The organism is Catenulispora sp. EB89, from assembly GCF_041261445.1.
Taxonomy (GTDB): Bacteria; Actinomycetota; Actinomycetes; order Streptomycetales; family Catenulisporaceae; genus Catenulispora.
This window is the reverse complement of the sequence record NZ_JBGCCU010000018.1, coordinates 1-13,225: the sequence shown is the minus strand read 5'-3', so window position 1 is coordinate 13,225 and position 13,225 is coordinate 1. Positions and strand designations below refer to the sequence as shown.

Genomic DNA, 13,225 nt, shown 5'->3' with positions numbered 1-13,225 from the left:
GCTAGCGTCCTTCACCATGAAGACTGCGCTGCGGACGTGTCCCCTGTGCGAGACGGCCTGCGGGCTGCGGCTGACCCTGGACGACGCCGGTTCCGTGCTGCGCGTGGAGGGCGACCAGGACGACCCGTTCAGCAAGGGTTTCCTGTGCCCGAAGGGCGCGGCGCTGGGCAAGCTGGACGAGGATCCGGACCGGCTGGCGCAGCCGCTGGTCCGGGACCGGGTCGACGGGAAGCTGCGGCCGGCCAGTTGGGACGAGGCGTTCGCCGAGGTGCACCGCGGGCTCACCGAGACGATGGCGGCGCACGGCCGTGACGCCGTGGCGCTGTACTTCGGCAACCCGACGTTCCACACCATGGCCGGGTTTCTCTACCGGCAGCCGCTGACGCAGGTTCTGGGCAGCCGCAACGTCTATTCGGCGAGCACCATCGACCAGATGCCCAAGCACGTCGCCAGCGGCCTGATGTTCGGGGACGCGTTCGCGGTAGCCGTCCCGGACCTGGACCGCACCGACTACATGCTGATCCTCGGGGCCAATCCGGTGGAGTCCAACGGCTCGCTGTGCGTGGCGCCGAACTTCAAGGGCCGGCTGCGGGCGTTGCAGGAGCGCGGCGGCAAGGTCGTAGTCGTGGACCCGCGGCGTACGCGGACCGCCGAGCTCGCCGACGAGCACCTGTTCATCCGTCCCGGGACGGATCCGTACCTGCTGTTCGGCATCGTGCACACGCTGCTGGCCGAGGGCCTGACCGCGCTGGACGTGGAGGTCACCGGACTGGATGAACTCAGGGCCCTGGCTCGTGACTTCACGCCGGAGGCGGTGGAGGCGGCCTGCGGCGTGCCGGCCGCGACGACGGTGCGGCTGGCGCGCGAGCTCGCGGCGGCGCCGTCGGCGTCGGTGTACGCCCGGATCGGGACCTGCACCGCCGAGTTCGGCTCGACGGCGCAGTGGCTGGTCGACGTCATCAATGCCCTGACGGGGAACCTGGACCGGCCCGGCGGCGTCATGTTCGCCAAGACCGCGGCCCTGGAGATCTTCCGCAACGGACAGCCGTTCACCACCGGCGCCTGGCACAGCCGGGTGCGCGGCCTGCCGGAAGTGCTCGGGGAGTTCCCGGTCGCCACGATGGCGGACGAGATCGAGACGCCGGGCGAGGGGCAGATCAGGGCTCTGATCACGATCGGGGGCAACCCGGCGCTGTCCGCACCGGGCGCGCCGCGTCTGGCCCGGGCGCTGTCGGACCTGGACTTCATGGTCTGCGTCGATCCCTACCTGAACGAGACCACGCGGCACGCGAACGTGATCCTGCCGCCGCCGCGGATGTTGCAAAGTCCGCACTTCGATTTCCTGGTGCAGATCATCATGGTCCGCAACTACGCGCGCTTCTCACCGCCGGCGCTGCCGCTGCGCGAGGACCAGCGCTCGGAGGCCGCGATCCTGGCCAAGCTGCTGCTGATGCTGGCCGGTCAGGGTCCTGATGCCGATCCGGCCGGGGCCGAGGAGATGTTCCTCGGGCAGCTGCTCGCGACGGTGCCGGAGATGCGCGCCGGTCTGGACGGCGACGACGGGACCGAGCAGATTCTGGACGCGCTACTGAAGCTGGGATCCTATGGCCTGTCGCTGGAGGCGATGCGGGAGGCGCCGCACGGTCTGGACCTCGGTCCGCTCCAGCCGCGGCTGCCGGAGATCCTGTGCACCGCCTCGGGCAGGGTCGATCTGGCGCCGGCGGCGCTGGCCGCGGATGTGCCGCGGCTGCTGGAGCGGCTGCGGGATCCGGTGCCGGAGATGGTGTTGATCGGACGCCGGCACCTGCGGTCGAACAACAGCTGGATGCACAACGTGCCGTCGCTGATCGGCGGCAGCAATCGGTGCACGCTGCAGATCCATCCGGAGGACGTGGCGCGGCTCGGGCTCGGGGACCGGGCGCGGGTGCGGTCGGCGGCCGGGGAGGTCGAGGTGGTGGTGGAGGCCACCGAGACGATCATGCCGGGGGTGGTGAGCCTGCCGCACGGGTGGGGGCACGAGGAGACCGGGCAGACGGTGGCGCGGAAGAACGCCGGGGTGAATGCCAATGCCCTGACCGACGCGGCGGTGGTGGATCCGGTGTCGGGGAACGCGGTGTTCAACGGGGTGCCGGTGAGCGTGATGCCGGTGGCGGCGGGGCTGCTGGTGGAGGTGGCGCTGCCGGCGTGAGGGCGATCCTCGGCCGCGAATGCTGAGCGGCGCCGTGCGTGATGCACGGCGCCGCTTCGCTTCGGTGCGGTGTGCTTTGGTGCGGTGTGCTTTGGTGCGGTGCTCTTCGGTGCCATGCGCTTGTTTGCTTGGTGGGTGCCATGCGCTTGGTCGCTTGGTGCGGCGCGCAGCCTCGCCGGGCCCGAAGCCGGGACGCCTGGCGACGTCCCGGCCCGGGGAATCAGCCCTGGTCGGCTCCGGCCGGGAGGATGTTGACGTTCAGGTGGAAGATGTTGTTGGGGTCGTACTCCTGCTTCAGCGCCGCCAGCTTGCTGTACACCCGGTGCGGGTACACCGCGATGATGTCCGCCTCGCTGATGTTGCTCAGGAAGCCGCTGTAGGCACCGGACGCCGACGGGGCCACCGCGGACCAGAACGCCTCGTAGGCGGGCATCAGCGGCTCGTTGTCCTCCGGGGAGCCGAGCAGCACGCCCATGATCAGGGCCTGGGTGGAGCGGTGCGCGAACGCGGTCGCGTCCTCCGGCACCAGGCTCAGGGCCCCGCCGATGCTGCGGATCTCGACGTACAGGTTCTGGAGGTTGGCCTGCTCGGCGAGCATCGCCGTGGCCAGGTCCGGGGTCAGGTCCGGGGTGAGGCGGTTGCGGACGTACGGCTTCCAGCCCGGAGGCGGTTCGTTGACGTCGGCCAGCACGCCGCCGTAGGGCATCAGACGGACCTGGTCGTCCACGACGGTGCCGAGCTTGCGGATCGGGTCGATGGCCAGCGCGGCGGCCGCGTCGTCGTCGCCGGCGTAGCAGACCATGATGGTCAGCGGCGGGGCCTCGTCCTGGCCGAAGGTCGGCCAGCACATGGCGGTGGCCGTGAGCTCCTCGGGAGCGGAGTCCATGTAGGACACCCAGCCGCGCAGGACGGTCTCGCTCTCCTCCCGGGAGAAGGAGATCCCGCCGAAGAAGACCTGGGCGACCGGCTGCGCGATGACGGTGAAGGACGTCACCACGCCGAAGTTGCCGCCGCCGCCGCGGATCGCCCAGAACAGGTCCGGGTTCTCCTCGGCGTCGGCCGACAGGATGCGGCCGTCGGCGGTGACGACGGTCGCGCCGACCAGGCTGTCCAGGGACAGGCCGTACTTGCGGGCCATCCAGCCCACGCCGCCGCCGGGCAGCAGGCCGCCGACGCCCACGCTGGCGGTGTCGCCGGAGGTGAACGCCAGGCCGTACGGCGCCAGCTCCGCGGCGACGCCGGACCACAACGCGCCGGCGCCGAGGCGCACCAGGCGCTCGGCCTCGTCCAGCACTTCGACGCCGTCCAACGGCGACAGGTCCAGGACCAGGCCGCCGACGTTGGTGCTGTAGCCGGCGTTGCTGTGGCCCCCGCTGCGGGTGGAGATCTCCAGACCGTGCTCGACCGCGAAGCCGATACCCCGGGCCACGTCCTGGTCGCTCTTCGCCCGCACGATCACGGCCGGGTGCCCGCGGTAGACGAAAATGTCGGCCCGGGCGTCGTAGCCGTCGTCGCCCGGTACGAGAACCTCACCGGTGACTTCGGCCCGCAGGGACTCGATGGCCCCGGGCTCCACGGCGCTGTCCATGGTGTACTCCTTCTTTTCCCGTTGAGCAGCACACGGCGGCGCTGTTCGCTTCTCTACCCGGTGGTCGGAGCCGAGACGGGGATCCGGACACGGCTGGGACGCGCCGGAACGAACTGGTGTGCGCACGGGTGGAGATGCGGCGCTTTGGGGCCGCGTCGCATCTACCGCATGCTGCGTGGCATGAGCCGCGTGGCGCCTCAGCCCTCCTCGGGCCCCTCGAGGATCGGCCGGACCTCGACGGCGGACCAGTGCACGTCCGGAATCATGGCGGCGAGCTCGACGGCCCGCTCCTGGCTGGCGACATCGACGATGTAGTAGCCGCCGAAGTAGTCCTCACCCTCGAACAGCGAACCCTCGGAGGTCACCGTCTTGCCGTCGCGCACCCGCACCACGGTGCTCTTGGCGGGCTCGGCGATGCCGTCCATGGCGACGAGCTCGCCGGACTCCGAGATGATCCCGATCAGCTTCTCGTGGCCCGGACCGATGGTGGCCAGCTGCTCCTCGGTCAGGGACGCATTGGTCTTGGGGTTGAGGATGATCTCCAGAATGTACTTCACGGCTGCGCTCCTTACGGTGGGGGCGTCCGGCGTGGACGCTCTCATCTGGTGGTCGGAGCCGGGGGCGGAAAACGGACATCGGGTGGGGAGGAATTCGAAAGTGGGTGACCGCCTGCTCCCCACCAGAGACTTCTGAACTTTCTCGCAGGCGGTCATAAGCCGATCCGTTCAGCCTGAAAGCAGGCGCCTCACCTCCTTGAGCCGACCAGCCGTCGGTATCCGCGGCGGCGTCGCCGCGAACCTGATGGAGCTCCGCGTCCCGTCGGCGGAGCTCAGATCTCGATGCTCTCGGCCACCACGCGCATCTGGTGGCGGGCCAGGGCCAGGTTGCCGCGGGTGCGGTCCAGGGCCAGGTAGAGGAACAGGCCGGAGCCGCTGCGGGAGGACAGGGGCCTGATGATGTGGTACTGGCGGCCGAGGGTTATCAGGATGTCCTCGATGGTGTCGTTCATCTTGAGCATCTCCATCGTGCGCATCTTCGCGCGGACGACCTCGGTGTTTCCGGCGGCGGCGACAGTCAGGTCGAGTTCCTTGGAGACGCTGATCTCGCCGAGGGACATGCCGCTGCCGTAGTCGACCAGGGCCGCACCGATCGCGCCCTCGGTGCGCATGGCTTCTTTCAACGCGACGTCAATGGTCATCGACATGGAGTACTCCTTCGCTGGGGTATGACCCGCCCCGCGGGCGGGGGGCCTGCGGGCGGGGACCGGGGCGGCCGGCTCTTCGGTCCTTCTCCGTGCTGGCACGCTTCACCACCTTCATCCCGGCTCGCCACGCGATCCGGGCGGACTCGGCGTCCACGCCGCGGTGGGACGCCTTCACGGGCCACGACCCTGGCACTGCCGGGGCGCGTGAGCGGCGGGTGCCTTCCGGAGTCCGGTAGGAGTCCGCCTCGCGGTTCGGCGGTCTTGCGGCGGCGTCGGCGGCGTGCGGCGCGGGGGCCTGCGACGACGCGCCGTGCGGCGGGTGCGGGGGCCGGCGATCGCCTTCGGCAATCGCACAAACACGCTGCGGGATCATCGTGGACTGCGATAGGGGTATGCGCTGTGACCCGTCGGCTGCGTTGGGTGACTGGCGGGTGGGGGCTGGGGAGGCATCGATATCGGTGGTGGGGACGGCGATGGGGACAACGCTCGCGTTCTGCGGGGCTGTGGCCGGCTGGGGCGTCATGGTGCTGATAGCACGACGGCGCGTGGCGACACTGCGGCTGCGCTGCGACGAAGCCGAGGCCGAGAACGCGCGGTGGCGGCAGGCGCACAGCGGCCGGCTGCGCGAGCCTGGCGGCAGCAGTAGCGGCAGCGGCAGCGGCGCCAACGGCAGTAGTGGCGGCAGCAGTACCGGTAGTGGCAACGGCAGCAGCGACCGGGCCGAGCAGGCGCAGGAGCAACCGCAACCGCGTACCCGAGATCGAGACCGGGAACGAGACCGGGACCGGGACCGGGCTCTGGCCCGCGACCCGGCCGCCACCGCCCCCGACTTCACCGAGCGCGCCTTCGTGAACATCGGCCGCCGGGTCCAGGCGATCGTCCACCGCCAGCTCGGCGACCTCGGCGAGATGCAGGAACGCCACGGCGACGACCCGGCCGTCTTCGCCGACCTGATGCGCCTGGACCACGGCACCGCCCTGATCGGCCGCTTCGCCGACAGCCTGGTGGTCCTGGCCGGCGAGCGTGCCGGACGCCAGTGGAGCGAGCCGGTCCCGGTCTTCAGCGTCCTGCGCGGCGCGATGTCCCGGATCGTCGACTACCGCCGGGTCGAGCTCGCGGCGGCCCCGGAGGTCGAGCTGGCCGGCACCGCGGTGGAGGCGGTCGTGCACGCCCTGGCCGAACTCCTCGACAACGCGACCCGCTATTCGCCCCCTGATTCCCGCGTCATCCTCACCGCCCGCCGCACCGCCACCGGGGTCGTGATCGAGGTCGTCGACGCCGGGGTGGGCATGGCGCCGCAGGCCGCCGAGCACGTGGCCCGCGTGCTGGCCGACCCCGGCGCGCCGGGGCTGGACCTGGCCGACGTCGGCGGCTCCCCGAGGCTCGGTCTGGCCGTGATCGGCCGCCTCGCGCACACCGTCGGGTTCCAGGCCACGGTGCGGCCCTCGCCGGCAGGCGGGGTCAAGGCCCAACTCCTGGTGCCGAAGGAGCTCGTGCTGGAGCACACCGCCGGCGAATCGGCCGGCGGTCCGGTTCTCCCCGATCCGCGCTCCCCCGACGAACCGAGCCCGCGCGCGAACGGCACGTACGACGGCCGGCCCGGCGGGCTCCCGCAACGGCGCCGCCGTCCGCCGACGATGACGCCGATGAGCTCTATGTCGCCGATGTCGCCGATAACTCCGACGACCCCGGTGCCGGCACAGCGCGACACCCGCAACGGAACCCCCGTCCCCGGCCAGTGGCTGGATGCCTTCCGCGGCGGCGAGCACGACCCCGGATCAGAGCACGAAGACCGCGACAGCGACCCCCGAAACGACGACGGACAGCGAGGTGCGGCGTCGTGACCCGACCCGGCGTGCAGATGGACTGGCTCCTCAAAGGCCTCGTCGAGGACGTCCCGGGAGCCCGGCACGCGCTGGTGCTCACCGCGGACGGCCTGCGCCTGGCGCACTACGCCGTCGACGAAGCCGTCGCGGACCGCCTGGCCGCGGTCTGCGCCGGCCTGCAGAGCCTGTCGGGGGCGGTGGCCGAGCTGTTCCCCGGCGCGGACCAGCGCACCCGGGTGATCGTGATCGAGGTCGGCGGCGGCTTCTTCTACGTGATGGCCGCCGGCGACGGCGCGTTCCTGGCCGTGGTGGCCGACGACGGCGTCGACGCGGGGCTGATGGGACGGCAGATGCGCGATCTCGTGGTCCGCATCGGCGAGCACCTGGCGAGTCCGGCGCGCCGAGGAGGGCCGGTGACGTCGTGAGCACCGGATCGCCGCCGCCCCGGACGTCCTGGCCGGAGTCCGGGCCGTTCCGGCCGCCCCCGAGGCCCGCGCTGCCCCGGCACGCCGCGAGCGACGTGGCGCAGGACGGCACCCCGGAGTCGGCGGCACCGACCGCCGGCCCGGAACCGTCGGCGGCCACTCCGCACCGCCGCGCACGCCTGGAGCGCGTCTACGTCATCACCAACGGCCGCTCCGCCCCGGGCACCGACCTCGACCTGGTCACGCTGATCGTGGCCACCGACGCCGCGCCGCCGGGCCTGCCGCCGGAACAGGCCACGATCATGCGCCTGTGCCGCCGGCCGCTGTCCGTCGCCGAGCTCTCGGCCCACCTGCGCCTGCCCTTCAGCGCCACCGCCGTGCTCGTCGCCGACCTCCTGGCGGCCGGGCTGGCCGTCCAGCGGCGGCCGGTCCGGCCCGCCGCCATCGACCCCGAACTGCTCGAGCAGGTGATCAATGGCCTCCGGCGCCTCTAACCGCGCCCCCGCTGCCGACGCGGCCGGCATATCCGATGCCGCCGGGGAGCCGGGCCTGGAACCCGGCCTGCCCACGACCACCACGGTCGCCCTGAAGATCGCGGTGGTCGGACCGCTCGGTGTCGGCAAGACCACCTTCGTCACCTCGGTGAGCGACATCGCCCCGCTGACCACCGAGGAGCCCATGTCAGGGCCCGCACCGGCGGGCGCCCCGCCGACGAAGACCACCACGACCGTCGCCATGGACTTCGGCCGCATCAGCCTCGACGACCGCGTGGTCCTCTACCTGTTCGGCACCCCGGGCCAGGAACGCTTCTGGTTCCTGTGGGATGGCCTGGTCGAGGGCGCGCTCGGCGCGATCGTGCTGGTCGACGTCCGGCGGCTGGAGGAGAGCTTCGACGTGCTGGAACGCTTGGAAGACCGTGGCGTCCCGTTCGTCGTCGCGGCGAACTGCTTCCCCGACGCTCCGCTCTACCCGGTCGAGGACCTGCGCGCGGCGATGGACCTGCCGCTCTCCGTCCCGGTCGTGCTGTGCGACGCCCGGGAACGGAGCTCGTGCCGCGATGTCCTGCTCGATCTGAGCACGTATCTCCTGGCCCTGACTCACCCGGAGCCAGGCGTCACCCCGAACACGATCCGGTAGTCGCAATCACCCTTGCAGGACATGGTCGCCGAGTCGTCGAAGGCGTAGGAGTACGCATACGGCTCAGCGTCCTTATAAACGAGCTTCGCGTAGTCGACGGGCCACTTGGCCGGGTCGCAGTTCTCGCGTCCCGACCACGCGCCGCGGCAGCAGTACGCGTCGCCGCCGAACGCCGCGCACGGGGTCGTGCACGCCACGACCTGGCCGGCCGCCTTCACCTGCATCGGGCCGGGGCAGACAATCGGCTTGGTGCAGGCGCCCTGGTAGCAGCCGTCGGCCGAGACCGGGTCCGTGCCGACGCGGTGGCTGGTGTTGATGTACATCGGGAGGTTCGAGCCGTCGACGAGGCTGACGTCGTAGAAGTCCAGGCCGTCGAACGAGTCGAGGGTCAGCTCGGCGAGGGTGGCCGGCGGGTTGTCGCCGCTCAGGCAGTGGCCGCTGCCGTTGCACCCGGTACGTCCCCACACGCGGCCGCCCCAGCCCTGCGGCACCGCGAACGTGACGCTCTGGCCCGGGTCGAGACGCCAGCTGGTCTGCGGGATCGGGTGCTGGGCGTTGGGATTCGTGGTCGCCCAGATGGTCTGGTTGACGGCGTTGACGATGGTGATCAGATGGCCGCCGGCGGGGCGGGCGACCGAGGTCGGGTTGGACGCTGACTGCGTCGTGGTGCCGGGCGCGGTCGGGGCCGACGAGGAGCCGGTCGCCGAGGACGATCCCGACGTGGCGCTCGTGCTCCGGCTCGTGCTCGTGCTTGCGTGCGCCGACGAGCTGGCCGACGTCGCGGACGAGGACGACTGCGAAGACGATCCCGGCGCGCTCTGCGTCTGTGTCTGTGTCGGCGTCGATCCGATGGTGCCCTGCTGCGTCGTGGACACGGACTGCCCGGCCTGAACGCTGCCGCTCCGGCTGGATCCGGCGCCGGCGAGCCAGAGCACGAGGGCCAGGGCGGCCACCGCCGCCAGGCCGCCCGCGACGATCGGTTGGTACGTGCGACGTCCGCCGCGATGGCCGGTCATGGGCTCACTCCCCAGGTTATGCGATAGCTGCACTCCCCCGTGCATGTCAGGACACTGGTGGCGTCGTCGTCCACGTACGAGTACGCGAACGGCTCGGCCTTCTTGAACACCGCCGCCGAATCGACGGGCCACTTGGTCGGGTCGCACGCGGCCCGGCTCGACCACTGGCCGAGACAGCACATCTGGTCGCCGCCGAGCGCCAGGCACGAGCTCTTGCACGCGGTGACCGTCCCGCCGCGCACCACCTGGAGCACCGACGGGCACGAGGCGCTGGCGTCGCGGGTGCAGCCGGCCTTGGTGCAGCCGTCGGGGCTCATCGGGTCCGGGGCACGGCCGCCGGACTGGTTGACGTACATCGGCAGGTTGTTGCCCTCGACGAGGCTGACGTCGTAGAAGTCCATGCCCTGCCAGGCGTTGAGGTTGAACTCGGCGAGGGTGGACGGGAACTCGCCCCAGGTGCTGCCGCACTGGAACTTGCCTTGACAGTCCCCTGACAGACAGTGGCCGGTCCCGGCAGCGTTGAAGACGCAGCCGGCGCGGGCCCAGACGCGGACGTCCCAGTGGTCGGGGATGCTGATGGTGACGCTGGCTCCGGGTGCCAGGACCCAGCCGGTGGCGGCGACGGGGTGTTTGGGGTCGGCGGCTACTGCGGGCCAGATGGTTTGGTTGAGTTTGTTGACCATAGTCAGGGTTCGAGAACCCGATGCGCCTGTGGTCGCGGAGGCGGTGGATGTGGAGGCGGATGACGTTCGGGGCGTCGGGGTGGTGGTCCGCGATGTGGTGGTGGCTGTGGTGGCGGTGGTGTCGGCGGTGGCGGTCGGCGAGGCGCTGGACACACCTGCGGAAGACGAGGCCGAAGGAGACGCGAATGGTGCCGATGTCGGCGTCTGCGTCGGTTGAGCAGCTGTCGAGTTGGCCGAGGTCGGGGTCCCGTTGGCCGCCGTGGATGCCGCGGACGGCGACGACGGCGATGTGCTGGAACAGCCGGCAGCCGCCATGACACAGAACATTGCGACGGTCAGCGACAGCAACCATCGCGGCTGCTTCTCAGACTGCTTCTCAGGATCCTTCATAAGCCACCCCCATCGGTGTCGGGCCGCCGTTCTGGAACAGCGCCGTGCCCGTCTGGGACCCGGACGCCGCCAGGCCGAACCACGCGTAGCGCTCGACGTACGGCAAGGAATCGAGCATCGCCGCGGAATCGGTCACGAAGGCCGCCTGCTGGTCGGGGGCCGGGTATTGGGAGCCGCCGCCGGAGAAGGAGATGAGCGCGTACTCCGTGACCCAGATCGGCAGGTGGTAGCGGTCGTGGATGGATTGCAGGTAGGTCCGCAGCTGGTCGGTCGCGGGGCCGGGGCGGAAGTCCGAGCCGTACCAGTGCACGGTGATGAAGTCGACGCGGTAGCCGCGCGCGGCGGCGCCGGCCATGAAGCGGTCGAGCCAGCCGCCGGGCGTCGCGGCGTCGTAGGCGACCGCCGGGCTGCCCAGGCGCAGCCCGGTCGCCTGGAGCTTGGGCCACAGGTCCAGGGCCTGCTCGACGGTCATGTTCGACTGCGCGGACATGTCCGGCTCGTTGAAGCCGAGCAGGACGGAGCCCTGCGACTTGGCGGTGGCCAGGGTCGCGGAGTCGGTGTTCTTGGCGCCCCAGATCATCGGTACGAACTCCGGTCCCGCGCTCCCGATGTGGTCCATGCGGCTCGGCGACCAGTCGTAGTACCAGGACGCCTTGGAGGCGGTCAGCGCCGCGTCGAAGCCGGGAGCGCTCCAGGCCGCGACGCCCTTCTTCGGGCCGGTGACCGCCGGATGCGAGGGCGGAGGTGCGGGGGCGGTTTTGGTCGAGGTCGGGGTCTGGGTCGGGCTCTGGGTTTTCGAGGGCTTCGGCGACGAGGTCGGCAACGGCGTCGAGGTCGGGAGGGCCGACGGGCTCGCGGCGACGGCGCTCGGGGAGGTCGTCGTGGCGCCGGCCGCGGCCGGCGTCGGCTTCGGCACGGTCCCGGACGTCTGCGCGCCGGCCCAGACCGCGGTCGCGGCCACGCCGACGCTGCTCACCGCGACGACCGCGGCGATCACCGCCGGCGCCTTCGCGGGGAGGAAGCCCAGCAGCTTGGTGGAACCGTGCGCGAATCCTGCTGCGCTTCCGGGACCGTGCGCGGCTCCCGTGGCACCGGACGCGCCGGCCGTCGCGGACCCGACGGTACCGCCGACGCCCGCCGCCAGCGCCGTCCGGAACACTTCCGCGGCCAGCGCCGCCGGCACCACAGCCAACGGCAGCCCGGCCAGCAGCTTCTCGACCGGGATCAGGTCGCGCGACCGGGCGTCGCACACCTCGCAGTCCCGCGTGTGGCCGACGAAGCGCTTGCGCCACAAGGCGTTCCGGTGCCCGTCCCACCGGCTCGTCAGATCCGACAGACCACGGCAGCGCTCCGGCGCACGCAACGCCCGGACGACGACGCGCGTCGCGGACAGCTGCTGCTTCAGCCGCTGGATCCGCACCGCGGCCTGGTTCTGCGGCACACCGAGCGCGGCGGCGATGTCGGCACGGTCCAGCCGGCCGTGCTCGGCCAGCCACCACAGGCCCAGCAACTCCCGGTTCCCGTCGTCGAGCCACCCGGCCGCCTCGGCGACCTCCCGCCGCTGCCCGGTGAGATCGAGCTTCAGCGCGGTCAGATCCGCGAAGTCGGCGGCGGGATCGGCAACCGCCACCGCCTCCTCCAACGGCATGGTGCGCGCCTGCACCGCGCTGCGCGCCCGCTGCTGATCGTGCACCTGCCGCACCGCGACCGCGACCAGCCAGGACCGAAAAGCCCCGGGATCGCGCACGTCACGCAGTCCGCGCACCGCGCGCATCATGGTCTCCTGGACGGCGTCATCGACATCGGCATGCGCCCGCAGCGCGAACCCGATGATGTTGTAGACCAGCGGCAGCGCCTCAGCGACGAGGTCACGCAGCGCCTCCTGATCCCCGCGCTGCGCCGCCAGCACGGTGGCGACGTCGAATCCGCCCCGCGGTGCTCTCATGCCGGGCCGTCCTCTGGGGTCGACGGTGGTGGTTGTGCGATGACCATATAGAGGAGACGGGGCGGGGCCGAGCGGCATAACACGAATCTTTGGACGGTTCTGACTCGCGCTTGGGGCTGCGGGGGCGCAGTAGATCGGACTGCCGCGCGGTCGTGCGCGCGAAAACCGTCGGCCGCCAGCGCAATCTGCGACGCTCGACCGAACTGGGTCCCCCTGTGAGGTCACCGAACCTTAGGCGAAGCTGTAAGAATCTGCGGTCCTGCTTGATGTGTCGGTGTAGGTGTCGGTGCGGGTGCGGGTGCGGGTGGCTGTGGTGTGGCGGGTGCGGTTTGGTGGTGGGTTGTAAGAGCTTTTTACGGCTTCGCAGGGCTTTAAGAAGGATCCGCTGGGTGGCGCAGTTCGGTGGTGCCCCGCTGGTTACGCTGGCGGCTGGCGGTGTTGCTGGGCACGACCGCGCACCGGTCCGAGTCACTGCGCACACGTCAGGTGGGCGGGTGGCGGCCGCGTGTGGTGGGCACCAACAGTCAAGAGCAGGCGCCTCCGGCGGGGGCACTCGAGGCTCTGAGGGATCCCCAACCCCCCGCCTCGGCGGCGGTTCGTGTGTTGGTCGCCGAGTCCCGGATCCCTCGTCGCTGACGTCGCCCTAAAGGGAACCATCCCGGCCTGGCGGGGTAAAGCCGCATCACACGCTGCTGTGGTCGGGTTTCGTTCGGCTTGACACCGCCAGTCCGGGCCAATGCCGCGTAGTTAAGAGTTCTGGCCCGTTGTCAACTGCGCTGAATTTGACCAGGTGGGCTTCGGATACGGTGCCCTCGCCGCCGCC

12 protein-coding genes are annotated in these 13,225 nt (G+C 71.2%); 6 read left to right on the top strand and 6 right to left on the bottom strand.

Annotated features, from left to right (window positions below):
* Nucleotides 1-16: 16 nt before the first annotated feature.
* Nucleotides 17-2,188 carry a molybdopterin-dependent oxidoreductase gene (locus tag ABH920_RS31960; protein WP_370352935.1) on the top strand — a complete coding sequence of 724 codons (2,172 nt, stop codon included), beginning with the start codon at nucleotides 17-19 and terminating at the stop codon, nucleotides 2,186-2,188.
* Between the two features lie 220 nt (nucleotides 2,189-2,408).
* On the opposite strand, the gene ABH920_RS31955 is transcribed toward ABH920_RS31960, so the two are convergent.
* The 3 genes from ABH920_RS31955 to ABH920_RS31945 form a co-directional block, all read right to left on the bottom strand.
* Nucleotides 2,409-3,776, bottom strand: coding sequence for an FAD-binding oxidoreductase (locus tag ABH920_RS31955; RefSeq protein WP_370352934.1), 1,368 nt, complete (start codon nucleotides 3,774-3,776; stop codon nucleotides 2,409-2,411).
* A gap of 197 nt (nucleotides 3,777-3,973) precedes the next feature.
* Entirely contained in the window at nucleotides 3,974-4,333 is a 360-nt protein-coding gene (locus tag ABH920_RS31950; RefSeq protein ID WP_370352933.1) for a YciI family protein, read from the bottom strand.
* A 272-nt stretch (nucleotides 4,334-4,605) separates the two neighbouring features.
* Nucleotides 4,606-4,980, bottom strand: a complete 375-nt coding sequence (locus ABH920_RS31945; RefSeq protein ID WP_370352932.1) for a hypothetical protein — start codon at nucleotides 4,978-4,980, stop codon at nucleotides 4,606-4,608.
* A 473-nt stretch (nucleotides 4,981-5,453) separates the two neighbouring features.
* Between ABH920_RS31945 and ABH920_RS31940 the strand changes: the two genes are divergently transcribed.
* Genes ABH920_RS31940 through ABH920_RS31925 form a run of 4 tightly spaced genes read left to right on the top strand, consistent with a single transcriptional unit; the run spans nucleotide 5,454 to nucleotide 8,368 of the window.
* The gene (locus ABH920_RS31940) at nucleotides 5,454-6,824 is read left to right on the top strand and encodes a sensor histidine kinase (RefSeq protein WP_370352931.1); all 1,371 of its coding nucleotides are present in this window, start codon (nucleotides 5,454-5,456) and stop codon (nucleotides 6,822-6,824) included.
* Between the two features lie 17 nt (nucleotides 6,825-6,841).
* The gene (locus tag ABH920_RS31935) at nucleotides 6,842-7,231 is read left to right on the top strand and encodes a roadblock/LC7 domain-containing protein (RefSeq protein ID WP_370353082.1); all 390 of its coding nucleotides are present in this window, start codon (nucleotides 6,842-6,844) and stop codon (nucleotides 7,229-7,231) included.
* Nucleotides 7,228-7,725: a DUF742 domain-containing protein gene (locus ABH920_RS31930; protein WP_370352930.1), complete on the top strand. Its 498-nt coding sequence runs from the start codon at nucleotides 7,228-7,230 to the stop codon at nucleotides 7,723-7,725. Before ABH920_RS31935 ends, ABH920_RS31930 begins: the two co-directional genes overlap by 4 nt.
* The gene (locus tag ABH920_RS31925) at nucleotides 7,706-8,368 is read left to right on the top strand and encodes an ATP/GTP-binding protein (RefSeq protein ID WP_370352929.1); all 663 of its coding nucleotides are present in this window, start codon (nucleotides 7,706-7,708) and stop codon (nucleotides 8,366-8,368) included. Before ABH920_RS31930 ends, ABH920_RS31925 begins: the two co-directional genes overlap by 20 nt.
* On the opposite strand, the gene ABH920_RS31920 is transcribed toward ABH920_RS31925, so the two are convergent.
* Together ABH920_RS31920 and ABH920_RS31915 are read right to left on the bottom strand one after the other, a co-directional pair.
* Nucleotides 8,329-9,384: a thaumatin family protein gene (locus ABH920_RS31920; protein WP_370352928.1), complete on the bottom strand. Its 1,056-nt coding sequence runs from the start codon at nucleotides 9,382-9,384 to the stop codon at nucleotides 8,329-8,331. The genes ABH920_RS31925 and ABH920_RS31920 overlap by 40 nt on opposite strands.
* Complete coding sequence (locus ABH920_RS31915) at nucleotides 9,381-10,067, bottom strand: thaumatin family protein (protein ID WP_370352927.1); 687 nt, start codon at nucleotides 10,065-10,067, stop codon at nucleotides 9,381-9,383. Before ABH920_RS31915 ends, ABH920_RS31920 begins: the two co-directional genes overlap by 4 nt.
* Nucleotides 10,068-10,095: 28 nt before the next feature.
* Here ABH920_RS31915 and ABH920_RS31910 point away from each other — a divergent pair, with 28 nt between their 5' ends.
* Nucleotides 10,096-10,284 (top strand): hypothetical protein, encoded by a 189-nt coding sequence (locus ABH920_RS31910; RefSeq protein ID WP_370352926.1) that lies wholly within the window; start codon nucleotides 10,096-10,098, stop codon nucleotides 10,282-10,284.
* A gap of 159 nt (nucleotides 10,285-10,443) precedes the next feature.
* On the opposite strand, the gene ABH920_RS31905 is transcribed toward ABH920_RS31910, so the two are convergent.
* A complete protein-coding gene (locus ABH920_RS31905; protein WP_370352924.1) occupies nucleotides 10,444-12,402 on the bottom strand; it encodes a sigma-70 family RNA polymerase sigma factor in 1,959 nt (652 codons plus the stop codon).
* Nucleotides 12,403-13,225: the final 823 nt, after the last annotated feature.

Coding starts and splice junctions, on each gene's coding strand:
- ABH920_RS31905 (WP_370352924.1), bottom strand. CDS start 12,402: ATGAGAGCACCGCGGGGCGGATTCGACGTCGCCACCGTGCTGGCGGCG.
- ABH920_RS31925 (WP_370352929.1), top strand. CDS start 7,706: ATGGCCTCCGGCGCCTCTAACCGCGCCCCCGCTGCCGACGCGGCCGGC.
- ABH920_RS31955 (WP_370352934.1), bottom strand. CDS start 3,776: ATGGACAGCGCCGTGGAGCCCGGGGCCATCGAGTCCCTGCGGGCCGAA.
- ABH920_RS31940 (WP_370352931.1), top strand. CDS start 5,454: ATGGGGACAACGCTCGCGTTCTGCGGGGCTGTGGCCGGCTGGGGCGTC.
- ABH920_RS31935 (WP_370353082.1), top strand. CDS start 6,842: ATGGACTGGCTCCTCAAAGGCCTCGTCGAGGACGTCCCGGGAGCCCGG.
- ABH920_RS31960 (WP_370352935.1), top strand. CDS start 17: ATGAAGACTGCGCTGCGGACGTGTCCCCTGTGCGAGACGGCCTGCGGG.
- ABH920_RS31920 (WP_370352928.1), bottom strand. CDS start 9,384: ATGACCGGCCATCGCGGCGGACGTCGCACGTACCAACCGATCGTCGCG.
- ABH920_RS31915 (WP_370352927.1), bottom strand. CDS start 10,067: ATGGTCAACAAACTCAACCAAACCATCTGGCCCGCAGTAGCCGCCGAC.
- ABH920_RS31945 (WP_370352932.1), bottom strand. CDS start 4,980: ATGTCGATGACCATTGACGTCGCGTTGAAAGAAGCCATGCGCACCGAG.